This window comes from Roseicella aerolata (assembly GCF_020523605.1).
Lineage (GTDB): Bacteria > Pseudomonadota > Alphaproteobacteria > Acetobacterales > Acetobacteraceae > Paracraurococcus > Paracraurococcus aerolatus.
On sequence record NZ_JAJAQI010000006.1, the window covers coordinates 64,499 to 88,949 of the forward strand.

Genomic DNA, 24,451 nt, shown 5'->3' on the forward strand with positions numbered 1-24,451 from the left:
GCCGATGCGGAGCGCCATCCTTGTCCTGCTGATCCTCGCGGCCGGCGTCGCCGGCGCGATGTGGCTGGCCGATCTCGGCGGGACGGTGGAGATCCAGGTCGGCGAGGCCTTCATCGGCACCAGCTTCCCAATTGCCTTGCTGATCCTGGTGCTGGGCTTCCTCGCGCTGCACCTGCTGCTGCTGGCCATCGGCGCCCTCCGCCGCTGGCCGCGGCGGTTCCGCGAGCGCCGCAGCGCGAAGCGCCGCGTCCAGGGGGATGCCGCGGTGACGCGGACGCTGATCGCGCTGGCCGCCGGCACCGCGGAGGCGGCGCGGCTCGAGGTGCGCAAGGCCCGCAACTGCCTGGGCGACACGCCGCAGACCCTGCTGCTGGCTGCCGAGGCGGAGCGCATGGCCGGCCGCGAGGAGTCGGCCGCCGAGCTCTTCCGCCGGCTGGCGGAGCGCGACGATGCGCGCTTCCTCGGGCTGCGTGGGCTGCTGCGGCAGGCCATGCAGAAGGGCGACTGGGACGCCGCCCGCGCGCTGGCGCGGGAGGCCGAGGCGGTGCAGCCCGGCGCCGCCTGGCTGCGGGAGGAGCGGGCGCAGCTCGCGCTGCAGACCCGCGAGTGGGGGGAGGCGCTGGCCCTCTCGCCGCCCGAGGCGCCCAAGGCCGCACTGGCGCTGGCCGCCGCGGCGGAGGAGCCTGACCCGGCCAGGGCGCTGGACCTGGAGCGGCAGGCCTTCCAACACGACAAGGCCTTCGCGCCGGCGGCGCTGGCGCTGGCGAAGCGGCTGCGCGAGGGCGGCAATGCCCGGCGCGCCGGCGCCGTGCTGGAGGAGGCCTGGGCGGCCGCGCCGCATCCCGACCTGGCCGAGCCCTATCTGGATGCCGAGCCGGACCCGCTGATGCGGGTGAAGGCCGCCGAGCATCTCATCCGCCGCAATCCGGATGCGGCCGAGAGCCGGCTGCTGCTGGCGCGCACCTCCCTCGCCGCCGGGCTCACCGGCCGCGCGCGCGGCGCGCTGGATGCGCTGGTCGGCTCGGGCGAGGAGGACCGCCGGGCCTATCTGCTGCTGGCCGAACTGGAGGAGGCCGAGCACGGCGAGACCGCCGAGGCGCGCGCCGCCCAGTCCCGCTGGTTGCGCCAGGCGGCAGCGGCCCGGCCGGAGCCGCGCTGGCGCTGCACCCATTGCGGCGCGGAGCACGCGGCCTGGACGCCGGTCTGCACCAGCTGCGACACGGTCGGGCAGATCGCCTGGACGGCGGCGCCGCGCGCCTCGGTGCCGGCGACCACCGCGGCCTGACCATCGACAGCCCCGGGCGGGTTCGCCCGGGGCATCCCGCGCGGTGCAAGAATGCGCCGCCTGCATGCGGGAGAAGCCGAAAGGGGCGTTGCCCTGGAGCGGCCATGCGTGTATCCAGCCGCTCCTGGCGAAGCCGACATAGCTCAGCGGTAGAGCAACTGATTCGTAATCAGTAGGTCCCCGGTTCAATCCCGGGTGTCGGCACCATCCTTTCCCAAGGAGTCCAGCAGCTTAGGCGCGCGCTTGTCCTGCTCTCGGGACGGACTTACGCTCCCTACAGCGCACTACGGTGCGTCTCCGTTCCGTTCCTGGGCGGTGCGGCCAAAGGCGGCTGGCATGACTAAAGCTGCGGTTCCACTACGGGTCGCCGGGGTTTCACTACAGCCGCACGGTGGCCGGGACCCTGAAAGCGCCTCCGACGCGCACGCCTCCTTCAAGATCTGCGACGGCCGGGTGTTGGTCTTCCACCGGGCTGACAGCCCCAACTGGTTCTCGCTGTGGCGGACGGTAGAAGGGCAACAGGTCCAGCAAAGCCTACGCACGCCGGACCGGGCGATGGCCGCGGAGCGCGCGGCCAATACCTACTTGGAGTACGAGTTCCGCGTGCGGCACGGGCTGAGCGTGCAAACCGCCACCTTCGGCCACGTCTGCGGCGTCTACCTGGCCGAGGAGGAGCAGGAGGTCGCCCGCACGGGCAGGCGCGCGGCCCGGCTGAAGGACATCCGTGGGCGCATCGAGCGTTACCTCCGACCCTTCTTCGGGCAGAAGGCTGTCGACACCATCACTGCCGGCGAGATCGCCCGGTACCGAGATTGGCGGCGCACCTACTGGACCATCGGCCCAGGTAGCACGCAGGCGGAGCTGGCCTACGAACGCGGCGGACGGCTGGTGCGAGCGCCGCTAGGCAACCGGCGCCGCAGCGACGGCGCCAACACGCTGCCCGAGGACGTGGTGCTGCGGGCGATCTTCGCCTGCGCGGCGAAGCATGGCTGGATCAACCCCGAGCGCATTCCCGGCATCGAGACGCGCAAGCCGAAGGACAATCCCCGGGCGCATTTCACCGCCGAGGAGGCCGAGGCGCTGATCGACACCGGCAGCGCATGGGTCGCTGCGGGTAAGACGGACGAGGCCAGAGCACTCCGCCAGCTGACCGTGGACTTCGTCGAGCTGCTTTTGGCCACCGGCATGCGCCCGAGTGAGGCTGCCAAGCTGAGGTGGGGCGACGTCGAGTTCTTCAGGGATGCCAACGGCGTGAAGAACCTGCGCCTCTGGGTGAGCGACGACACCAAGACGGGCAAGCGCGAGGTTGTGGCGCTGCCTCGGGGCGAGCGAGTAGTCTACGGTATGGCGCTGGCGCGGATCAAGGAGCGCCGGGCGGCCGACAAGTGGCTGTTTGCAACGCCGGAGGCGCGACGCGTCACGGACTTCGGCAGGCTAGCGAAGCGATGGTTCGCGTTCGCGGGCATGACGACAAACCCTCGCGGCGAGGCGCGAACCCTCTACAGCTGCAGGCATACTTATATCACCAACGCCCTGGCGATGGGGCTCAGCACCCACCTTGTGGCGGTTAACTGCGGCACCAGCACGGCCATGATCGACCGCTTTTACTCCAAGATCACGGCAAGTCTGAACGCCAGCCTGCTCAGCGGGCGGGTAAGGCGCGGTGAGTCATAGGGGCGGCGACGGCGTGGTAGGGTAAGGTGCAGGGAACCGAAAGGAAGACAGCGGCCCGGCAAGGGCCGAAGGGTTGGGGTAAAGCCCGCTCAAGAAGCCCTCATCACAGGTCCGAAAAATCTTCTCGGGCCCCAGTCATACCCTGGCGAATCGATGGTATGATCTCCTTAGGAGGTCCGAAGGATCGACGCGGCCGAATATGGCTGCAGAATGAGCTCGGACCATTGGGCCTCCTGGAACCGCAACAGGAGACCCATGTGAACGATGTGTTCATGGGGCAGTGCGCCGCTATGGCGGCCTACCTGCCCATCGACTCGCTGAACACGCCCTGCGCCACCGAGGCGCATGACCTTGAGGCTGAAGAGATCGGCGACAGCGTCGCCGACCCCTCGGCCCCGACCGAGGCAGACCTGCACATCGCGCTGCTGAAGCCACGCGTCGCCGACTTCCTTGAGACGCTGCCGGCGCGCGAGCGCGACATCGTCCACCGTCACTTCTGGCAAGGCCAGTCCCAGGTCGCCATTGCGTGCGAGCTGGGCCTGACCCAGTCCGGCGTGAGCCGCGCCCTGGACCGCGTCGTCCAGCGCGGGCGCGCATTCTTCGGCCTGGGGCCGCACTAGCTCCAGCCTTCGGCCTGGGGCTGTACAGCCCCAGGCCGATCCCCGGCAACCCAGCGGCGTCCACGCCGGGAATTACAGTGGACGCCACGCAACGCGGCCGAACATGGCTGCAGAATGTGATGGAGATGAATATGCCCGATGTGAACCTGGCGACGGTGGAAGCCGACGAGCTCGAGAAGCAGCGGACCTATGCCCGTGGCCTTGCCTCTCGAGGCTTCGACTACGGCCTGGCGGTGGGCTCAGCATTCGTCGAGAGTATGCGGAACACTTACTATCGGCACACCGGAACTGCGCTCGATGAGCTGGTTGATAATGCAATTGAGGCGGGAGCCAAGCGAGTACACGTCGCGCTCGGCTATGACGGCAAGAGCGATGCGAAACCCGACGCGATTGCTATCATAGACGATGGCCATGGCATGGTTCGGGAGATGATCCGACTGTCCGTGCTGTGGGGCGGCACGCACCGCGAGGGCAGCCGCGCCGGGTTCGGCCGCTTTGGGTTTGGCCTCCCAAGCGCATCAGTCAATCAGGCGCGGCGCTTCTCCGTGTACTCCATCACGGAGAACGGTGGATGGCACGGTATTACCGTCGATCTCGATGATATCCGCGAGGGGAAGTACACCGACCAGAACGGCAAGGTGGTTGCTCCGCCGGTTTCGGAAATGCAGCCTCCGAAGTGGGTGTTCGAATACATCAGCGAGCATCACACTGGGAATTTCACGCATGGCACCATCGTCCTGTGGGAGAAGGTGGATCGCCTCAAGTGGAAGACCACGAGCGCGATGAAGAAGAACCTCTTGGAGCACTTCGGCATCACGTATCGTAATTACCTTGACCGTGTCTCGATTTTCTTCGACGGAACGAAGGTTGAGCCAACGGATCCGCTCTTTACCACTCCCGGCTTCCGCTACTTCGACCTGGACGAGGATCGCGCTACTGCCCTTGAGCCTACAAAGTTTGATGTGACGGTAAAGAGCACTGGCGAGAAGGCGCGCGTCGTCGTTCGGTATGCGCGCTTCCCTGTCACCTTCCACTCGGTGGACAAGTCGAAAGCAGCTGTCCGTGGCAATCAGAACCCTCGCTTCGCCATTGCGAACGAGAATCGAGGGCTCATCATAACCCGCATGGGACGCCAGATCGATGTGGTCGATCACACGCCCTGGGATGGCTTCGAGCGCTTCCTGAACAACGACCGCTACTGGGCCGCCGAGATAGATTTCCCTGCGGAGCTTGATGAGGAATTCACCATCGCGAACTCCAAGCAGGGCGTCGTGCTGTCTGATAGGTTCTGGGATCTGCTGGAAGATGCCGGCGTGTTGAACGCGATCAAGTCGCTTCGTAGGAGCGTCGGCGAAGACGGAAAAGCAAGGGAGCACGAGAAGGAGACCGGAAAGAAGCGTATCTCCGAGCAGTCTATGAAGGAGAGCGAGAAATTCCGTCGCAAGCGCGCTGGCACGAACCCTGTTGAACGTGAAAAGGCAGCGAAGGAGGCGCTGGACCAGTATGTGAAGCGCAAGTCGCGTGAGAAGCAGCGGCCAGAGGAAGAGGTGCGCGAGGAGGTCGTCAAGGAGACGATCGAGCATCCTTACCGCGTGAGCTTCGAGAGCATGCCTGGGGCGCCCTTCTTCCGCGTCGAGCAGCTCGGCGGCATGAGAGTGTTGCACATCAACACATCCCACCGCTTTTATACCGACGTTTACGCAGTGCCGCGCAATTCGCGTGCTGTGCGTGCCGGCCTGGAGGTTCTGCTCTTCTCGCTGGGAGAGTGTGAGCTCGACGCGCTCGGTAATCCGGATAAGCAGACGTTCTACGCGGTAGAGCGAGCTGCGTGGTCCGAAGTGCTGACTGCATCCCTCGAGATGCTAGCACGATTCGTTCACAATACGGATGTGAGCGAAGCGGACGCGGCGCCTGAAGCCGCGTAAACGCACGGAGCCGCAGGGGCGTGGCTAGCGACCACGCTCCTGCAGCATTCTTCATGTTTCAAAAAATATATTAGCTTGGTTGTGTACAGTGATGACCGCGTCCGACATCGAGTTCCGGCCTTCGCTTCTCGATCAGCTGCGGCGGTCGCTGCTGATTGCTGAAGTCCGAGACAGCGCCAATGCAGATCCCTTGACGCGCTCGGGGAAACTCAGGCGCATGGCCGAGGAGGCATCAGCACGATCATTATCGGCCGACGAAGTGGGAGAAATGCGGTTAGCAGTGGCCGCATCCGTGCTTGCCGACCTTGCCGAGCAGGGATGGGACCTTCACGCAGCTCCACACAGCGTTTTCCTAATACAACCCGACCCACATCCTCTTCCGGGTGAGACATTTGACCACGCGAAGGCGCGGGTTCGTGAGCAGCTCATGCGGGCCAGCAATCGCCAGCTGGCATCCGAAGCAGTTCAAGACTTTCTCCGCTCCGTCGAGCGCGACCGCGTCTACGCGGATCGAATTGTATCCATCAAAACACTCATTGATGACGGTACTACGCTGGCGAGCAAGTTGAGCACCGTCGCTGCGCTTCCACCCGATCGCCGCGCAGTCGCTCTCCGAAGCGTCGTCCAGCCTGCAATCCAACTCTGCGATGACCAGGCACGTTGCGAGTTTACGGGCCTGCCGTTGCAGGACGTCTGGCGTTACTTCCGGCACACTTGGTCCCTAGAGTACAACCCGCTCCCGGGCCGGACCATGCGCCTGCTGATACGCAACAAGGCCCGCCCCAACTGGCCCGTAATCGGTATTGCGATGCTGGCGAGCCCTGCCGCAAACCTTTATTCGCGCGACGAGTGGATTGGCTGGCGGCTAGATGATGTGATCGCGAGTATCCTTGATGATCGGTTGAGCGCCTCGCGCGTCGGCGAGGTGTTACTGCAGACGGTGCTGAATGCCATACGTGACATCCGCAGCGATGACCTACTTTCCCCGGCAGAGCTAGCCGATCCCACCGGGGCAGTGTTTTTGAAACTGCAGCAAGCTGCGGCAAGGGCGAGCGTTGAGCGTCAACGCGACTTAAAGCGCCGCGATAGGCAGCTATTGGCTCGACGGGATCGCGCGCCGCCCGACAGCAGCCTTGGCCTGTTTTCGGAGGAACCCTCCCTTGAGACAGAGCTGCTGCTCGGTCAACTTGCCGGCGGCGAGGAGGGCGATACTAGGGGCCAGGATTATGAAGTGCTGTTCGATGTCGACGAGAGCTCCAGCGGGCAGCCAGTCGACATTCGTGGCTTCGATCGTAGCAAGCTCACCGATGCTGACTGGCTGAAGCTTTCTGGTTCGTCGCTCTTTCGGCGAAAGCGGGCCGAGCAGCTCATCCCGCTCCTGCGGTGCCTAAAGCTGTTTAAAGCAGCAGGGTTCGAGGTCGCTCCTGGTGCCGCTCTGTGCGAGATCCTGCTCACCAAGGGCGGACGAAATGCGGTTACCCTCGCGCTGAGAGAGCTGCGTCGCCAGAAGTTAGCAACGGAAGTCGCTGACGTGGCGGTCTGCGGTGCAATAGCGCCCTACAACCACATACTGGGTGGGAAGCTCGTGACGCTCCTCATGTGCTCACAGGAGGTCCGCGATTTATATGCTGCGCGCTACGCGAACCAGGCTAGTGAGATCGCCTCTCAGCTCGCTGGCCGCACCATTACGCGTTCAGCAGATCTAAAGCTTCTCACGACAACGAGTCTCTACGGTATCGCGAGCAGCCAATACAATCGGCTCAAGGTCAAACCCGGTTGGCATCCAAAACTAAGCCAAGGGCTTGCGTGGGAAGAGTTGCGCCCCAGCGATGGGATCACAGTCACTCACCTAAGCAAACTTACGCTCGAGTACATGCGGCGTCTAGGTAAGGCTGTATATGGGACGAATCGCATTAACAGCGTCTTTGGTGAGGGCTCAAGCCCGAGGACACGCCAGGTGCGAGAGGGCCTGAACCTCATCGGGATTAACAACGATCGAGTGCTGAAGCAAAGTATTGGACGCCGAGTCTATGCGTGCGAGCTGTTTCCAGGCGCACGTGACTCTTTGACTGGGTTCGCGAAGGTGGCCGCCAGTCGCAAGAGCCCGGCTGCCGCCACGATCGCGCGCGTATGGCAGGAGCGATGGCTCTTGCCCAGGATTGAAAAGTCGTTCGTTCTCCAGCGAGTTGAGAAATGCTCGCCCGACCTAATCAGTCAAGACCTAAGAGAAAGAGCGAAGCGGGCGACACTTGAGCGCAGCGAATTTGAGTTCGAGCGGGCACCCGCCGATGCCCTAACCGCCGACGCCGTTCAGGATCGACTCGATCTCTAGGGCGAGAGATCGAGCGCTCGGATTCTGTACGAAGCCGTGCAGGCTCAGCAGGGACAGAGTTTCGATAAGTGCTGCCTTCATTCGTGGCGCGGCCCGAATGAGCGCAAGATCGGCCTCAAACCTTTCTAGGTGACGTTGGCTGCCCGCCACCAGCGTGCCGATGTGATACTCACGTCCCGGAGTTAGGCAAAAAATATTCTTCCGACCCGGGTATGGCGTATCAGTGACTTTCCAAGCGTCGACTTGGCGTTCTGGCTTCATTGTGCGCCCGATCTGAATAGGTTGTGTTAAGTTCGCTGTTATCACCACCGGTTTGGACGATCCAAGGTCAGGACGCAGCCGGGGCCGTATTGCGCTTCCAACATCGCTCTCGCTTTGCCGCTGTCATCGCTCTGAATAGTCACCCGCTGCGTGAGCCCATTGGGCAGGCGCACGATCGCCACAAACTCGTCCATGCTTCCGATCCTCCGCGTTCAAGAGCAAGCCAGCCATCGACGGCCGGCCTTGGTGGCTGCTGACGGTCGCCGTCACGCCGCCTTCGTCGTGGCGCTCCGGCGCTTGAACGCCTTGCTCCGCTCCTGCGCCGCCGTCGCCAACTGCGCGTCCAACTCGCCGGCCCGCACCGCCGCGAGCAGCGCGTCGATCACACCGGGCAGCGCGTCGAGTCCGCCGACCTCCACGCTGGTGCTTCCGGCCTTGTCCAGCAGCAGTGGCCTGGCACCATAACGGACCATGAAATGCACCGTGCCAGCTGTGTCCTCGAACCAGTCCCGCCGCACATGCACGGGCTGCATCACCCGCACCCGCTCGCCGGCCTCGTTGGTGCGGTAGACCGGCCGCGTCGCCTCGAGCGCGCGGCCCTCCCGGTGCGCCGCCAGCAGCTCCCGCTGCCATTCCAGATGGGCAATCACTTTGGCCTTCGCGCGGCTTTTCGCGTCAGCAGGCGCGGCCGTGGGCGCGGCCTTGCCCAACTTGAGGGTCTTGAGCACGGACATCCGGGGCTCCTGTTCTGCTTCCGTGCCAATCGCTCTACAGCCATCGTCCAAAAGGCCAACCGAAAAGGCGGGACCAACTCCACCTTTCTCGCCGTCACGGGGGCTGTCCGATTCGGCAGGCGTGCCCGGGCGGAGCCGGGCGCCATGGGCGCGCTACGGAGCCCGTACAGGGGCGGGAAGGGCTGAGACGCATACGGAGTGCAGGGCAGTGGCTATGCCCCTCGATGACCTGCGCAGGGGCGGGAAGGGACATTCTCCACACAAGGCCTGCGAAGCGTAAGCGTAAGCCTGTCGTGGCCTTGCGTTGACCACGGCGCGTCGTGGATGTCATGTGGATGCCCGACGACGCGACACCGCCTGCACCACTTGCAAACCGCTCATACGACGGTCGTAGGAGCGGTCCCGGATTGGGGCCCGACCCTGCCGTTGAGGTCCGCGTGCGCGCGGTCCGCCGGCGCGACTGGCCGCCGGAGGAGCGGCTCCGGATCGTGCGGGAGACCCTGGAACCCGGCGCGGTTGTCCAAACCGTGGCGGACCGATACGGGGTGAGCACGGGACAGCTCTACACTTGGCGCAAGCAGATGCTGGCGACCGCGATGGCGGGGTTCGCGCCGGTGGCGATGGTGCAGGAGCCGCCACCCCCTGCCTTGCCTGCCCCGCCCGCGGTGCCGGCAGCCGTGGAGGCGGCGGGCAGCCTGGAGATCGTGCTGCCGAGCGGCGCGAGCATCCGGGTGACGGGCGCCGTTGATGCGGTGACGCTGCGCATGGTGCTGGCCGAACTGGGTGGTCGGTGATGTTCGGCCCGCCGCCCGGTACGCGCGTCTACCTGGCCTGCGGCGCGACCGATATGCGCAAGGGATTCGACGGCTTGGCCGCGCAGGTGCAGACCGTGCTCTTGCAGGATCCGTACAGCGGCGCGGTATTCTGCTTTCGTGGGCGCCGGGGTGACCTGCTGAAGATTCTGGTCTGGGACGGCCAGGGCCTGGTTCTCGTGGCCAAGAGGCTGGAGAAGGGTCGCTTCGTGTGGCCGCAGGCGACGAGCGGTGTGGTTTCTCTGACCCCGGCTATGCTCTCGATGCTCTTGGAAGGCATAGATTGGCGCATGCCAGCTTGGACGGCCCGGCCCGAGGTGGTCGGGTAACACCATCCTCATTTGGCGCGACGCGGCGAAGCCGGCGACGATTCAGGCGTGGCCCCCGAGCTCGACACCGCGGCATTCCCGGACGACGTCGAGACGCTGCGCGCTCTGCTGGCGCAGCGCGATGCGGCACTGGCCGAACGCGATGCCGAGTTACGCAACGCGGGCTTCGAGATCGAGAAGCTGAAGATCCAGCTGGCGACGCTGCGGCGCGACCGCTACGGCCGGTCCTCCGAGAAGCTGGCGGCCGAGGCCGACCAGCTCGAGATGCTGATCGGCGATCTCGAGGAGGACCAGGCCGAGCGCGAGGCCGCGGCGGCGGAGAAGGAGCGCCGGACCAAGGGCAAATCTGGCAACCAGCGCAAGCCCGCCACGCGCCGGCCACTGCCGGAGCATCTGCCGCGCGAGACGGTCGTGCACGAGCCCGTCCTCGCCTGCCGCTGCGGCTGCACCGATCCCGCCCGCCTGACGCGGCTCGGCGAGAGTGTCACGGAAGTGCTGGAGAAGATCCCGGCACGGCTGAAGGTGATCCGGCACGTCCGGCCGCGCTATGCCTGCCGGGCCTGCGAGGCCATGCTGCAGGCGCCCGCCCCGGCCCTGCCCATCGAGCGGGGCCGGCCCGGTCCAGGCCTGATGGCCCATGTGCTGGTCTCCAAATACCTCGACGGCCTGCCGCTGTTCCGGCTCTCGGGTATCCTGGCGCGCGAGGGGGTGGCAATCCAGCGCCAGACCCTGGCCGACTGGGTCGGCCACGGCGCCTGGTGGCTGCGGCCGCTGGCCGAGGCGATCGGCACCTATGCTCTGGCGCAGGGCGTGGTCTGGACCGACGACACCACCATCCGCGTCCTTGCCCCGGGGCGCGGCCGAACGCGCATCGGCCGGTTCTGGGTCTATGCCTTCGACCCCAGGCCCTGGGGCGGCACCGGCCCGCCGGCGGCATTCTACTGCTACTCGCCGGACCGCAAGGGCGAACGACCAAGGGAGCACCTGGCCGGCTATGCGGGCTGGCTGCACGCCGATGCCTATGCCGGGTACGAGGCGCTGACCGCGGCGAAGGGCAGCAAGCCACCAGCGATCACCCATGTGGCCTGCATGGCCCATGCACGGCGCGAGTTGTTCAAGGTCTACGACAGCACCAAATCGCCGATCGCCGAGGAAGCCCTGCGGCGGATCGCCGAACTCTATGCCATCGAGGCGGCGATCAACGGCCAGTCGCCCGAGCAGCGCCGCGCAGCGCGCCAGGCGCAGAGCAAGCCGTTGCTGGAGGCCCTGCACGCCTGGATGCTGCAGCAGCGGCGCCGGCTCTCCGGCAAATCGACGCTGGCCAAGGCGCTGCAGTATGCGCTGAACCGCTGGGATGCGCTGGCGCGCTACATCGAGGACGGCAGGCTCTCGATCGACAACAACCTGTCCGAGCGGCAGCTGAGAGGGATCGCTGTCACACGCAAGAACTTCCTGTTCGTCGGCAGCGACACCGGCGGCCATCGCGCCGCAATCATCTACACCATCGCGGAGACCGCGAAGCTGAACGGCCTCGACCCAGAAGCCTACATCGCCGCCGTGCTCGATCGGCTCGCAGGCGGCCACCCCATCACCCGCATCCACGAGCTGCTGCCCTGGAACTTCAAGGCAGAACGTCAACCCGCCGCAATGGGCTGACGCTTACTGCGAAGCTCGTGCAGGGGTAGAATCAAAGTATACGACAGCCGATCTACGCGGCTTGACGGCTTGGCTTGAGGTTCCAGGGCAGCAGTTCATCGAGGCGGCTGATGGTGTGGCCGCGGGCCAAGCGATCGAGCACGGTGGCGATGTAGGCCTCGGGATCCAGGCCGTTCAGCTTCGCGGTCTTGGCGATGGTGTAGATGATGGCGGCGCGCTCGCCGCCGGCATTGGAGCCGAGGAACAGGAAGTTCTTGCGGGTGACGGCGATGCCCCGCAGCAGCCGCTCCGAGAGATTATTGCCGACCGACAGCCAGCCGTCTTCGAGGTGGCGGGTCAGCGCGTCCCACCGGCTGAGGGCGTACTGCAGGGCCTTGGCGAGACCCTCCGCGCCGAGACCGCCGGTCAGCAGGTCGCTGCCGTTGGCCTCGTCGTACCGGGTCACCAGGACCTCGCCGTGTACGAAGTCGGGCTCGGCGGGGCCGCTGGCAGGCCAGGCAGGACTCGCAGGGAGCAGCAGCGCGGCGGCGCCCAGCCAGAGCTTCAGCAAGGTCCAGGGGGTCATGTCGCGCTCTCCAACCGGTCCCGGCCATTGGCGTAGGCCTCGGGAAGGGCCGGCAGCGAAGATGGCGCCTCAGCCCAATTTCCGAAGGTCTCTCGCATCGCCGCGCCTAGCAGGTCGTCGAAGGCTTGCGCGAATTCCTGGACGATGCTGTCCATGTTGGTCGAGGTCATGGGCCCATCCTAGCGCCCGGTGCGCTTGGCATCACATGCCCTCGCCTCGCGAAGGGCAGTGGGGCGGTTTGCTCCGGCCGGGACCACGCCCGTACGGGCTTTGGGCCGCAGGCTAAGAAGATTGCGCGGAGAAATCGAAAAGGAATTTTTCCTTGCGCGATCTGTGCATTTCCGTTCTCGACGGGGACAGTCGTGGCCCCGCATAGGCTAACGGGTGGGCCGCCCCGCCGTCCTGTCAGAGCACCGCTTCCGGTCCGCCCACCAAATTCCTCGCTGCTCGTGCTTCAGGACGTCTCTGGCGTTACAGGCGCCTGCCGAGTGAGCGCATGATACTCTTGATCTGCCTCCGTCGGTCGGCATCATCGGCTGTCGTGCGCAGGTGCCGCTCAATTTCCGGCATGCTGAGGCCCAGCCGTCTCAGCTCAAGCCCGAAGCGGAAGAAGGCCGCGTTCCGCAGCCCCGCGCCCTTCGGAGTGGTGGCGTAGACCTGCCGCGCGCGGTCAACCTGCGGGTCGATGCCCGACGCAACAATTAGGCTGCACGCGGTGTCAGCTTCTGCCGAAGCCAGTGGCGGTGGGGCCGGGGACTGTGGCACGGGAGGCGTCGGCAACAGGATAGGCTCCGGCACGTCGAAGAGGCCGGCCACCGTCGGTCTGGCAATCCATGCTTGCGGATCCAGCTCCTCGCCTGGAAACTCGATGAAGAAGACGTCTGCTCCAGGCTGCCGACACGGTAGGAAGAAGAGGCTTGACGCAGTCAGTTTCGAGGTGTCGAAGCCGTGGCGCTTGCCCCTCTCGGCGCTGGCGTCGTGGTACCCCGCCTGGCACAACTGATCGAAGATCATGCGCTTAACCGCAGCGTCAGCCTCGACCGTCATGGGCTGGCTGGTGGGGATGAACACGCGGTACCTATCGCCCCCGCTGTAGGTGGAGAAGCACGCCATCCAGAGCCCTGGGAAGATTCCCCGCAAGGCATCGGGCGTGAGATCACCGCCGTCGTTGTCGAGCCAAATGCCGTAGACCTGGGTGATATTGTCCAGCCCGCGTCGGGTCTCCGCGCCTTTGGTGACCTCGAATAGTGCGGGGCTGATGAGGATATTCTGCTTCTTGCCGCTGACCTCCGTGTTAAGGGCGTGCCGGAGCTCCTGCATCAGCGCCTGGTTGGACGTGACCTCGTGATGCAGCACGTCGCGGCTGTAAATGCTGGGGATCAACGAGACACAGCTCTTTGCCTCCTGGTGCAGCGCCGCGAGCTCGCCAAGGACCCTGGCTCGGTTGCGCTCTGCGCGCTTGCGTGCTGCCTCGTCCCGCCAAAGTGCTGGACGGCCGACACGACCGCTCTTGGTCCTCGGCGTCGGTGCTTTGGCGACAGTCGCACCTAGGAACTGGGACGCTAGGTAGTCCGCGGCCATCCTATCCATGACCACAACGTGCTTGGGGCGCGTGCAGGAGGGATCGCGCAGGCTGGTGCGCATCACCGCCTGGTAGACCGACTGCAGGTAGTGGGCGCGATCGAGCTCGTCTCGATTGACATCTAGGGTTTCCAGGCACTTGTACCGGTCGCCGGTGAACTTGAGCGCGCTGAGGAAGACGCAGTTGTCGATGTGGCTATATGCGTTGAGCCCGTGGCAAACCGAGGGAACCTGAATCCCGCCCGGCAGCGCGTGACCTGCGATATCCTCGCCGTCCAGGTTGGCCACGTAGATGAATTCCTTGCCGGCCATGATCCCACAGGCGTGCCGCAGCGACGTCTCGAACACGGTGCTGCGGTCGGAAAGCGTGCTGTCGCGGAACCTCTTGCTCCAGTGGTGTTCCCACAGGTACTCGATGGTGAGCTGCGCACCGTTGTCGTGGCGGTGGTACCGCAATCTATCCTGGATCACCGGATGCGGCTCAAAGACCGCGCCGTGGCAGCGCCACACCATTGCGAGCACGCTCTCGCGGAACATGGCGCCCATCACCGTCAAGGACGCGAAGCCCCCCAGGGCCGCCGGAAGCATGAGTCCGAACAGCCCGAGAGAGCTCCCCCGTGCCGTGGCTCGACCGGTCGAGAACTTCTCATAGTTTGCGGTGTGGGCGAGCACCAGCCAGTTCGGGTCCAGGATGCGCGAGGCGGCAGGCGCGAAGATCTCTTGGGATTCATCGTCCAGCTCATTCTCGGCGATGGCCCGCAGGACCGCCTCCGCACCGTCGCGTGCTCCTATGCGACTGTAGACGTGGTTGCGGCCGTGGAGCTCGAGGTGCTGGGTGAGGGTGTGATGGCTAACGGGGACTCGTCGGGACAGGTCCTCGACGACGTTGGGGATCTCGTCGACGATGATGTGCCAGGCGGGCCGGTTGTGCCAGTAGGGCAGGCCGAAGAACGCGGCGTGAGTGACGAAGAGGATTTCGCCCTCGGGATAGGGCCTGTTGAGGTGCGCGATCAGTGCCGCTCGTACGCGCCTCGGATTGGTGCTGCTGTCCAGCCGCGTGATGAGGAGATCTGGCGCGATCTGAGTGGCTTGAATGTAGCTCTGCTGGATCAAATGCCTAGAGGGCTGGACAATAGCGACCTTGTCGCCGCGCCTTGCGCGCTCAATCGCGTGCTCGATAGCGCCGTGAGTCTTGCCTGCGCCCGCGAGGGCGTCGACGTAGTAGATGAGCATTGGCATGCCTTCTTGTTTTTGGTTCCTCGGTTGTCCCCGCGCTTGGCGACGCGTCCACTCGGCGGAAGATTGTGAGAGGAGCAAACAAGAAAGCTCACCGCCAAGTGAAAGAGGAACGAGCCCCTCTCACACATGTATTTATGACGGTAGATCCGAGATCAGGCCGGTCCAGCCATGTGCGAAGAAGTTGGCTGCCATGCCGATTTTGTAATGCCAGTCAGGTTCTGCAACCTAGCTTTGTCTCCTAGTTCTATCTCGCGTACGGAAACTCTTAAATTATTATAGTATTTCCGTACTCATCGACGGGCATACTCAAGGACAACGAGGGCACTGGCCGGCAGCCAGCCCATGCGCAATGACTCCTGGCCGGCTTCGGTGTTCGCTGCAGACGCGCCGAGCGGCGCAGCACTCAGTCGGTCCCTCGCACTACGAGATGGCCGGAATCTCCTGCTACCAGGACATTGGAACCCTCCAAGCGTGACTGAAAGACGATGAACAAGCCAGACCAGAGCTAAGAGACATCGTCAGCATAACAAGCACCCATCTTATAGATCAGCTACATGGCTCCCGCATGGCCGTCGAAATACCGACAATCACGGCTACATTTCACGCGACATCACGCACCCTCCGCCTTCTGCCACCTCTCGGCACGGCGCCGTCGTCGGGCTCCAGTTCCTCGCATATCTGGGCGTAGTCCATGCCTCGGCTGATCACGCAGGGGAGCAGCACCTCCAGCACGGCACCGCCGCCGAGCGGCGTCCTGAGCGCCACGCCCGCGTCCGCGACCTCCACGTCGACGAAGCTGCCGTCTGCCTGGATGTCGCGCGGCTCGAGCGCGCGGCACACGGCCTCCAGGTCCCTGACGGAGAGCCATCGCTCGGGTGCGATCTTCCCCCCGGCGTGCAGGCGGAAGAGTGAAACTTCGTGATTGGGTTCCTCCTCCACCGTGACCGCTACAGCACTGCCTACGGGGATGAGGCCTAGGCGCTCCGGCATGGGCCGAGCCTGCCTGCGGGAGAGATTGCGCTTCGCTACGCGGCCTCGGACCCCCTCGATCCAGCGCAGGTAGCCCGTCATCGCGTCGACGGTCAGCGTAAGGTGCTTGGAGTGGCGCATCGGCCTGGCCGCCGTGCGGAGCGGTGGCGCGCGATCGCTCGGTTCCAATGGCCGCAGCGGCACCGAGCACCTCGCCGAGTTCAGGTGGCAGGCGCCTTGCCCATTGTCCGGTCCTTCGATGCTCCACTCGTCCACGCCGGGAAAGGCTCGCACGAACCGCCTAGCGCCCGCCGCGTCGAGGAGGTACCGACCATTCGGCCCAATGCCCGCGGCGTGGTGCGGGACAGTGACCCGCGCGAACGGGAAGGTATGTGCCGCGCAAACTGACGAGACCCGGCAGATCGGCGCGCCGTCGTCCATGGCGTTCTCCACTAGTATTAGGCGCTCGTTCTTCTGCACCTCGTCTCCCGTCAGGGCGCTCACCAGACCGACGGCTTCGTGCAGCCGGGACAGCGGCCTGGCCACGAGCGCCTGCTGCCTCGCCTTCTCGGGCGGCCCAAATTCGAGAAGCACGGGCTCGAGCTTTTGTTCGTTCTGCTCGAGCACGGCGACAATCACGGCTTGGCCATCCGCGATGCGTACGAGCGCGGTGGCGTACCCGTCGATGAATCTCCGGCCACCGATGAGTTTCACCCGCGACGACATCGCCATCCTGTCGAGGTTATCGCGCGCGAGCGCCAGCCTGTGCCGCCTCGCGTCCTCCCTGACCTCGTGCGCCCCGGGATTGTAGTAGAGTCGGGCTTCCCCGTATCGACCAGCGATGCCACCCCCGTGGCCGAGCCACTCCACGAAGCCCATGGTCGCTGGCTTCGTGTCGTGGGCCAGCCTCAAAACGGAGCTGTACTGCGAGACACTCGCCTTGCTGATGTTCGGAAACGCCAGCCTTACGAGGCCATTGTATGGGTTAGCCTCGGTCACTTTGTTCCAAGGAAGCTTTCTCGACTGCAGGAATGCCTCGAGCAGCTGCGGCTCGGTCCGGAGCCGCTCTCCGAAGTCGAAGAGGGCCTCCAAGGCTCGGCCCAGGCTATGCCGCGCCACCTCGTCGTGACCCGACGCCTCGGTGGCAGCGGCGGCGACGGCCGCAAACTCGCGCTCGACTGCGCGCATCTGCACATCAGCGGCGCTCCGGCGGCTGCGTCGCCTGGCGTGGCGCATGGCCTCGTGTCCTCCCGCCCGTAGCGCATGGAAAGTTTAGGGCCTAAACTTTAAGCCGGTTCGCCGCGTCGTCAACGCGGCGCCGGGGATCTCAAGGATGATGCGGGCCACGGATGCCGGGCTGCCGACGTTGCCGGCGACCCTTTACCTGCCGGCGGTGAGCAGCACCTACGCCGAATTCGTGCTGGCCGGCGCGTTCCGGCGGCAACTACCCGTGCGGGTGCAGCAGCTGAACTTCCTGGCCTCCCCCGTGGCGGCGCTGCACAGTCATGGCGGCGACGTGCCGCACTCCAGCGGTCCGCTCTTCAGTTACCCCTACGCCCTATACAGCGCGGGTCAGGGCGCCAAGACGGCCGCAGCGGCGGCCAAGCCCAACATCTTCGATCATCGGGACCGAACCCGAACCTTCGTGGTGGCCGACAGCATCGGCCATCAGATTGAGAAGGGCACGGTGCCCTTTGAGGGAGTGGCAACGCTTGACCGGGTGCTGCGGTGGGAAGAGAGGACCGGCGACCTCCGCATGGTGCTCGACTTCGCCGTGGGCGGAATATCGAAGGGCTTGGCCCGGCGACACGTGAGGCGCTTGCTGGACGAGGGCCAGGACCTCCATGCCATGTGCGCCGAAAACGGCCAGGGGCTCGACTTCAATGCCTGCCTCAAGCAGACAATGATCAACAACGACTACTTCCTGGAGAACGCGGTCGAGCCAGAAAGCCTGCTGCAGGTGATCCAGGGGCGCAACGACGGGGAGAGCGGCACCTGGTATCGCACCATGAGACGGCACTACCCCTTCCGGGATTGGGCCATCCCCGGCAATCACGCGGCTAGCCTAGGCCTGCTGCTGCGGCGGCTGATCGACATGCGCGACGACGGCATCTTAGGCGAGATGCGGTGGCTTCATGTGCTAGGCGAGGCGAAGCTGCCGCTCGTGTGCCTCTACTCGACTATCCAGGAATGCGTCCGGCAGCACGGCAACCCGGAGTTCCAGCTCAGCTACGACAGCGCCGCTCCATTCCGAATGGGTGCCAAGTTGCAGGCATGCACCGGCCAGACGCTGGACGCACACGGCTGGGCCCTGCACGCGGTGAACGTCGCCAAAGTCGGCCGCATTGGTGATCCCACGTCGCTCAACGACTTCTGTGTTACCCGCCTGCCTCGAAGCCGGAGAGTGGGTGTGCTGCGCCGGCGCTTCCGGGCACGAACGCAGATCGGAGAGCGGATCGCGGTGGGAGACCTCTGCGTCGGCAGTGGAGGCTCCTCTGACCTCGACGGCGACAGCATCTACCTCCTCATGAACCACAACCTCGAGGCCTTCGTGCAGGCGCACGCGCGTGCCCAGGCGGCTTTCGCCAACGAGGAGTACGCTGCCTTCCCCGAAGGCTTGCTCCTCGCACGCCGACTAATCGAGATGGTGTTCGAGGCACCAACTCCGCGGCACCTAAGGAACATGGGACTCCGAGTGTCGGAACCACTGGAGCTGATCGGCCAGTGCGAAGCCCACCTGGATCGGTTCTCGTAGCCGAGCCGACAGAAGCTCACTCCCAAAGCCGGCGCGCATCCGCCACGGACAACTCCTCGTCCGGCCGGACTGAAACGTCTTGCTTCGATCCGCGTCCGGCACAATCGTTAACTGGTGCTGACCGATAGGAGCCCGGCGGATGGCCCACACTGATTCCATCGACAAGATCGTCACGGTGTACCTCGCTGGCCTGTGCAGGACGCCGTTCACCTACCGGGAGAGTGTGTTCGAGCCTCGCCCGGTTGTCGTCTCGCCGCTGCTACTGCGGGGGTTCACCTGCCCCTCGGGCTGCGGTGCGTGCTGCGCAAAGTACACGATGGATTACCTGCCGGGCGAGGCCCGACCGGGGCAGGAGGAGGCACGCACCATCGTGGTCAACGGACGACCCATCGACGTCTTCTCCGACCTGCAGGCGGACGTCGCCGGCAACCGGTGCCGGAACCTGGACACGACAACTGGGCGCTGCGGCATCTACGAGCGACGAGCCTTCTCCTGCGACTTCGAGCTTATCCGTGTGCTCCACTTTGCCGACAAGGTGTTGCTCACGCAGAAGCTGTACGGCCGCGGCTGGGCCATGCGCCGGGTAGACGGCGGCCAGGGTGCGCAATGCGAAATGCAGCCGCCCAATCCGCACACCGTCGCCGATGTCGACCGGAAGCTGCGCCGCCTCCAGGAGTGGGCCGACCACTTCGGCGTCAAGACCTGCGTGCCGGCTATCCTCGAGTGGGTGCGCCTCGGCGAGCATGGCCGAGCTTTGCTCGTCCCGATCTGATTGTGCCCGGGCGCTGAGCGCCTGGAGAACATTCGAGAAGACCGCACCGACTGCCAGATAACCCACCTGCTCGCGGTCCGACGAGAAGTTTGAATGCCGGAGGGCACATGCCGAAGAGCAAGACCAGGGCGCCAAGGCGGAAGGCGGTGAACGCAAAGTACAAGCGATTGACCCGCATTACCGAGAGCTATTTCGCCGCAATGGAGCGCGTCCCCATAGGGAGCCCGGACCGTCGTCCCGAGCACGATACGCGGCAAGAGCGCTTGTCGGCAAAACTGAACGGACTTTTGGTGCGGCTCGCAACGGCGCTGAGGCTGCTTGACCCCGCCTTGCTTACTGGGCGCGACAAGTTCGTCCTCGCGTTTGTAGCACTCCAAGACCAGGTCGCCGCTTTCGACTGGTCGAAGGTCACACCGGCGACCTTCCCCGCTTTCGCCACTCGCTTCGAGCAATACGAAGGGGTGTTCCTTGACGTGGTAAGCGGCCGCACGCGAATGGAATTGGCGTTGCTCCAGCTCGACGCGGCGGACGTCGGCTTCCGGCGAGCTGCGCGGGCGTATGTCGACCGCAAGGCTGCCGAATCCAGAGCGCGACGATAGTGGTATGCCTGCCCAGTGGCAGCCAGGTCGATGCTGGTAGCCTCACCTCACCGGACTCCGCCGAACCTTGCGCACCACGGCGTTTAGGCCGATGCTTCAGTTGTAGCCGACGCGGTGTGACGCGCGACAGCAAGCAAACGGCTCACTGTGGCCGGATCGACAGCGAACAACCTAGCCACCTCTGCGGCCGTCTTCTGGCCGCTCTCGACCAGCCGCACCACCATGGCCCGCTGCTCGCTGTTGAGCTTCGGCCGCCGGCCACCCTTCCGGCCCAGGGCCGCGGCAGCGGCAAGACCGGCGCGTGTCCTCTCCCTAATCATGGCCCGCTCAAATTCGGCAAACGCACCGAGAAGCTGCGTGAGCATGCGGCCGGCAGCGGTGGTCGTGTCGATGCGCTCTGTGAGTGAATGGAAGCCAGCGCCGGTGGATTCGATCCGCTCAAGGAGGAGGATCAAGTCCTTCAATGAACGACTTAAGCGGTCCAATTTCCAGACGACGACAACGTCGCCGGGACGGAGTTGGTCGAGTAGGCGGTGGAGTTCCGGCCGGTTCCACCTGCCACCGGACGCGCGCTCGGTGAAGATGCGGTGCGCGCCGGCAGCCTTGAGCGCGGTCACTTGCGCTGCAGCGTCTTGGTCATCGGTCGAGACGCGTGCGTACCCCAGCTGCATGTGCAAATCCGTTGCATTTTGAGCTCATATTGCAATTAATCTGCGCAACTTGCGACCGCGCAGGGCAGCTGAGCTACACTCAGCGTTGCGCAGACGTGCATCTGCGCAATGCTTAGAAACCGAGTAGCTCCAGGGGTACGCGATGCAGGAAGATGTGATTCCCTCGCCGGTGAGAATCGGCCAGTGGCGCGGCCGCGCTTGGTTCCGAGGTGCGGGTCATGTACGCCGCCGAGCGCGTTCGATCGGGCTAGATATACCTTGTCGTGAGCGCGGTGGAGCCGTGGAGTCGGCATGAGCACCTGGCGTGCCGCTTTGGCGCTGAGCCAAAAATATCTAGACGAGCAAAGCCAGCCGGCGGGCCCGCTGCTTCAGGTCGGCCAATTAGGCGCCTGGATGCGCCGATGCGCGTGCGGAGGACCGATGCGCGTGCCGAGGATTCGTGGATGGCGCCGCAGATCGGGTCTCTCGCACGAGTCTCCAGGGCGCTGGGCTGACCCGCCCGAGCTCACGCGGGGGCGGCCATCAGAACCACCTCACGGCGCAGCACGGCCGCGGATGAGGCGCCTTGGTGCCCGGTCGCCCGGCACTCGTGGTGTCGCTACAAGCCGGGCAACTGCTCACGGTCACTGTCGGTAAGGGTGCTAGGGAAGCGAGCCTGGAGCACATTCGTGAGACACTGTCAGTTGAATGCGTTTTAACTCCTCGTTCGTGGCCGTAGCCGAGATGACTTGGATACGGTAACGTATAGGTGGCGGTGTGCCATCAGGGGGGGACATGCGGCAACTCAGCCTGATCGCGCGCCTGGAGCAACAGCTTGGGGGTATCCTCCGGCGCTGGGCTCGTGAGAGCCCAAACCATAGGCGCTGTTTGATCGAAGCCGTTGATGAGGCTGCCGTCTGGGAGGACCCGGACTCGGTCATCCCAATGGCGGCTCGAGGATTGCCTCTCATCACGCTCGCCGAGCAGTACCCGCTGTTCACCTGCGGTGCCGCCTCCGAAGTTGGCCATCGCTACGAAGGCGTTGGTACCGTTTTCTGGGCAAGGCTCGAACTTCTTCTGGGTGCGCCGGTCGCCCCCTCTGAGCGTGGCGCGCTCGCGGCAGCCTACGACGAACTGGCGAACCGTTACCCAATCGTGAGGCCGATCGAGAGTGGATTTGCGACTCAATTCTCGATCATCGCATGGCCGATAGCAAACGCCCTGATGCCTGCGGAGCTCGCCGGATCGATCGCCCGATTACTCGCGCGGTCGCCGGCGTCGTCCCTTCCAACCACCGGCGGAAGCCGTAACCTCGAAGGGCTGAGATCTTGGGCAGCCTCATACGAAGGTATGCGCCTGACGGACTGGCTGAGCGACGAGCAGACGGCCAGAAGGGTGCTGATGGCGCTGCTGACCAACAATGCAGCCAGCGAGATCAACGATGCGACATTCTCGCGGCTGAAGGATGCCTATCGTGCGCAGGCTGACGCACTCCTCACCCTTCGCTCAGCCCAGCAACGCGCGAAATCCTTAAGCCGAAGGCCAGACGCGACGCCCAGCGACCCGGGTCAACTGACGCTGAAGCGCTCCGGGGCGAAGTTCGCGCTTTTTGTCTCATGGAGCCCATTGCCGTCGGAACTCCTGGACGTGATGCGCAGAACCGCCAGGGCGAAGGGCTGGCGTCCACGGCTTTGGGGAGGCGGACCTCCGGTCCCACCCGATCACGCACTGGGGACGCTTCCTATCCCGATCGGCATGAATTCGCCACCAAGCGGTGCCGCCTACGGTGATACTGACGCCGTATTCGGGCCCGACACACCGGCAGCAAGAGCACTTGCAGCGAGGACAGTGGATTGGTCTCTGCCTATTCTGTTCCTCGAATCCGGCGACGACGCTGCGCAGAGGGCCACGGCGCCGTTATCGCAACAGGAAGGGAAACTCTGGATCGCCACAGCGCCCGCTGATCCGGGCTGGGCTGGCTTTCCCATTGAGGGGGAAGTTTGTGGCTTGGTTATCCGTTCGGCGGACCTCTCATCTTCAGCGACACGCGAGGCGCTTACCGCAAAGGGCGTGCTGCAAGTGCGAGGGCAACTCTCACCCAGCAGACGATGCGTGCGCTCGCCCGTCGACGCGATTGCCAAGCCGCGCCGGGTTGCGACCGTGGGCCGCGCTCTATTCATCGCAGCGGCCGATGCGGGGAGCGGGGAAGTAATTCGGTTGAATCGTAGGGGAGGTTCTGCCGCGACTACCGCCGCCTCGCTAGGGGTCCGCATAGTAGAACCGTTTTCGGTCGGTGAAGCGCTTCCCGCTGTCCAAATCTTCGAGCGGGACTCACTTTTCGACGCAATTCTTCAACAACGCCTTCACTTGCGACTTGAGTCGCGTTTCGGCATTGGGGAGTGGCCACTCGAGATCACCCTGCTTTCAGCGGGTAAAATCCTAGCCCACGCGAGGGAACGGGTAACGACAGGCTCGCAACTCTCATCCAGCGGAGCCATTCTGAAATCTTTGTATCGGTCGGACGTCCTGGAAACGCTCGTAGATAATGGCCGTGGCGAACTTCGGTTGCGGATCGGACACGCTTACAGGGAGTCTATCCCGCTCGCAGCAAGACGTGGCGAAGTCGACTGGGGACCGGACCCAAGCGCTGCTTTTGCACGCTCAATACCGGGGATCGTGCGCGCCGAAGCGCCACGGCCGCATCGTTTTACCAACGTGCAAGCAGTCGACGAGCCAACCCATGGCGCGACGCTCCTGGCCGTGAGGGAAGGTGAGAACGGCTATGCAGTTCCAGGATTAATCGTCGCAACCGACCGGATGAACCTGAATGACCTCGCCGCGGATCTATCTGATCTGTCGGGGTTGCGCCGGCTCCGTGGTGCCGGCGCTGGCCTCCGCACTCTGGTGGAAGCCCGTCGGGCTTGGTCCACTGCCGTTTGCCCTTCGTTGGCGGCACATGCGGTGCGCGCTCGGGTCGTGAAGCAGTTCGAAGAACCTCTGGTCCTCGCCCTGTGCGGACGCGGCTGGGCGGACGCAGAAGCGCGTGAGCGGGAGGTGCCACGTGATCCAGGCAAAGCACTGTTCCTTGCCGCGCGCCACCTCCGGCTTTTCGAACTGCCAGAGGCATTCACGCCAGGCGACGTATCAAGATTCGGGTATGCATTCGTACGGCTGCTGCAGTCTGAGTCACCTTCCTGGCCCTGCAACCCCGTCGATTTCGATCCTGCGCTCGCCGATCAGGCACTTGCCGACGCGTATTCGGAGACTCTATCGCTCGCGAACACGGAGGGGCGCCTGCCCGAAGTGGGCGCGGACGATCACGACTTCGGATCACCGGAGGAGGACTGGCATCGCGCGTGCGAACTCGCACTTTCGGCGGTTTTCCGCACAGGGCTGCTGGAGCTGATAGTGCCGCAGGCAGGCGTAGAGGCGCTCAGAGGTCACCCATATCAAGGGGCCGAACTCGCCGACTGTGCGGAACTGCTTGCCGCCTGGAGTGCCACGCACTGCCTGCCACGCGGACACCTCACGCTAGACGCAGCGATGGCGGCGCTCCAGTTCTGGATGGCGCAAGAGGACCGTGGCATCCACAGCGATGCCCTCCGCGCCATGGCGCACGACCCCTTTGTGGCCAGAGCTGTCAGGTATGCCGCCCTTCGCTGGCGCGATAGTAACGAGTTTTGATCGGTTATG

At 64.8% G+C, this 24,451-nt stretch carries 18 protein-coding genes, 1 tRNA gene and 1 pseudogene; 13 read left to right on the forward strand and 7 right to left on the reverse strand.

The genetic code is table 11. The features are described from left to right. Positions 1-4 precede the first annotated feature (4 nt). The 6 genes from LHA35_RS05740 to LHA35_RS05765 all read left to right on the forward strand — a co-directional run bounded on the left by LHA35_RS05740 (position 5) and on the right by LHA35_RS05765 (position 7,836). On the forward strand, positions 5-1,285 hold the full coding sequence (locus tag LHA35_RS05740) for a heme biosynthesis HemY N-terminal domain-containing protein (RefSeq protein ID WP_226605662.1): 1,281 nt from the start codon (positions 5-7) through the stop codon (positions 1,283-1,285). A 132-nt stretch (positions 1,286-1,417) separates the two neighbouring features. After that, positions 1,418-1,492 (forward strand) — tRNA-Thr (locus tag LHA35_RS05745). A 129-nt stretch (positions 1,493-1,621) separates the two neighbouring features. Beyond that, complete coding sequence (locus LHA35_RS05750) at positions 1,622-2,959, forward strand: tyrosine-type recombinase/integrase (RefSeq protein WP_226605665.1); 1,338 nt, start codon at positions 1,622-1,624, stop codon at positions 2,957-2,959. A gap of 257 nt (positions 2,960-3,216) precedes the next feature. Then, on the forward strand, positions 3,217-3,579 hold the full coding sequence (locus tag LHA35_RS05755) for a sigma-70 family RNA polymerase sigma factor (protein WP_226605667.1): 363 nt from the start codon (positions 3,217-3,219) through the stop codon (positions 3,577-3,579). Positions 3,580-3,656: 77 nt separating this feature from the next. Continuing rightward, positions 3,657-5,504, forward strand: coding sequence for an ATP-binding protein (locus LHA35_RS05760; RefSeq protein ID WP_226605669.1), 1,848 nt, complete (start codon positions 3,657-3,659; stop codon positions 5,502-5,504). Positions 5,505-5,595: 91 nt separating this feature from the next. Beyond that, complete coding sequence (locus LHA35_RS05765; protein ID WP_226605671.1) at positions 5,596-7,836, forward strand: Druantia anti-phage system protein DruA; 2,241 nt, start codon at positions 5,596-5,598, stop codon at positions 7,834-7,836. Between the two features lie 302 nt (positions 7,837-8,138). On the opposite strand, the gene LHA35_RS05770 is transcribed toward LHA35_RS05765, so the two are convergent. Both LHA35_RS05770 and LHA35_RS05775 read right to left on the reverse strand, forming a co-directional pair. Continuing rightward, positions 8,139-8,291: a hypothetical protein gene (locus LHA35_RS05770; protein WP_226605674.1), complete on the reverse strand. Its 153-nt coding sequence runs from the start codon at positions 8,289-8,291 to the stop codon at positions 8,139-8,141. Between the two features lie 72 nt (positions 8,292-8,363). Beyond that, entirely contained in the window at positions 8,364-8,831 is a 468-nt protein-coding gene (locus LHA35_RS05775; RefSeq protein ID WP_226605678.1) for a hypothetical protein, read from the reverse strand. A gap of 437 nt (positions 8,832-9,268) precedes the next feature. Between LHA35_RS05775 and tnpA the strand changes: the two genes are divergently transcribed. The 3 genes from tnpA to tnpC are packed head-to-tail and all read left to right on the forward strand — an operon-like array spanning position 9,269 to position 11,628. Continuing rightward, positions 9,269-9,625: an IS66-like element accessory protein TnpA gene (gene tnpA / locus LHA35_RS05780; RefSeq protein WP_226605680.1), complete on the forward strand. Its 357-nt coding sequence runs from the start codon at positions 9,269-9,271 to the stop codon at positions 9,623-9,625. Further along, complete coding sequence (gene tnpB, locus LHA35_RS05785) at positions 9,625-9,972, forward strand: IS66 family insertion sequence element accessory protein TnpB (protein WP_226605684.1); 348 nt, start codon at positions 9,625-9,627, stop codon at positions 9,970-9,972. Before tnpA ends, tnpB begins: the two co-directional genes overlap by 1 nt. A gap of 48 nt (positions 9,973-10,020) precedes the next feature. Further along, positions 10,021-11,628: an IS66 family transposase gene (gene tnpC / locus LHA35_RS05790; protein WP_226605687.1), complete on the forward strand. Its 1,608-nt coding sequence runs from the start codon at positions 10,021-10,023 to the stop codon at positions 11,626-11,628. Between the two features lie 52 nt (positions 11,629-11,680). Here the strand turns inward: tnpC and LHA35_RS05795 are convergent. The 4 genes and pseudogenes from LHA35_RS05795 to LHA35_RS05810 form a co-directional block, all read right to left on the reverse strand. Continuing rightward, positions 11,681-12,022, reverse strand: a pseudogene (locus LHA35_RS05795) (transposase domain-containing protein); the annotation flags it as partial. 167 nt (positions 12,023-12,189) lie between these two features. Beyond that, complete coding sequence (locus LHA35_RS05800) at positions 12,190-12,363, reverse strand: hypothetical protein (RefSeq protein ID WP_226605689.1); 174 nt, start codon at positions 12,361-12,363, stop codon at positions 12,190-12,192. A 301-nt stretch (positions 12,364-12,664) separates the two neighbouring features. After that, entirely contained in the window at positions 12,665-15,007 is a 2,343-nt protein-coding gene (locus LHA35_RS05805; protein WP_226605692.1) for a DEAD/DEAH box helicase family protein, read from the reverse strand. Between the two features lie 606 nt (positions 15,008-15,613). Beyond that, the gene (locus LHA35_RS05810) at positions 15,614-17,170 is read right to left on the reverse strand and encodes a hypothetical protein (RefSeq protein WP_226605696.1); all 1,557 of its coding nucleotides are present in this window, start codon (positions 17,168-17,170) and stop codon (positions 15,614-15,616) included. 145 nt (positions 17,171-17,315) lie between these two features. On the opposite strand from LHA35_RS05810, the gene LHA35_RS05815 reads away from it, so the two are divergent. The 3 genes from LHA35_RS05815 to LHA35_RS05825 all read left to right on the forward strand — a co-directional run bounded on the left by LHA35_RS05815 (position 17,316) and on the right by LHA35_RS05825 (position 20,108). Beyond that, positions 17,316-18,737, forward strand: a complete 1,422-nt coding sequence (locus LHA35_RS05815) for a hypothetical protein (RefSeq protein ID WP_226605698.1) — start codon at positions 17,316-17,318, stop codon at positions 18,735-18,737. Positions 18,738-18,876: 139 nt separating this feature from the next. Next, complete coding sequence (locus LHA35_RS05820) at positions 18,877-19,509, forward strand: YkgJ family cysteine cluster protein (protein WP_226605701.1); 633 nt, start codon at positions 18,877-18,879, stop codon at positions 19,507-19,509. 107 nt (positions 19,510-19,616) lie between these two features. Beyond that, positions 19,617-20,108, forward strand: coding sequence for a hypothetical protein (locus LHA35_RS05825; protein WP_226605705.1), 492 nt, complete (start codon positions 19,617-19,619; stop codon positions 20,106-20,108). 83 nt (positions 20,109-20,191) lie between these two features. On the opposite strand, the gene LHA35_RS05830 is transcribed toward LHA35_RS05825, so the two are convergent. Further along, entirely contained in the window at positions 20,192-20,779 is a 588-nt protein-coding gene (locus LHA35_RS05830; protein WP_226605707.1) for a recombinase family protein, read from the reverse strand. A gap of 774 nt (positions 20,780-21,553) precedes the next feature. Here LHA35_RS05830 and LHA35_RS05835 point away from each other — a divergent pair. Further along, complete coding sequence (locus LHA35_RS05835; RefSeq protein ID WP_226605709.1) at positions 21,554-24,442, forward strand: hypothetical protein; 2,889 nt, start codon at positions 21,554-21,556, stop codon at positions 24,440-24,442. Positions 24,443-24,451 lie beyond the last annotated feature (9 nt).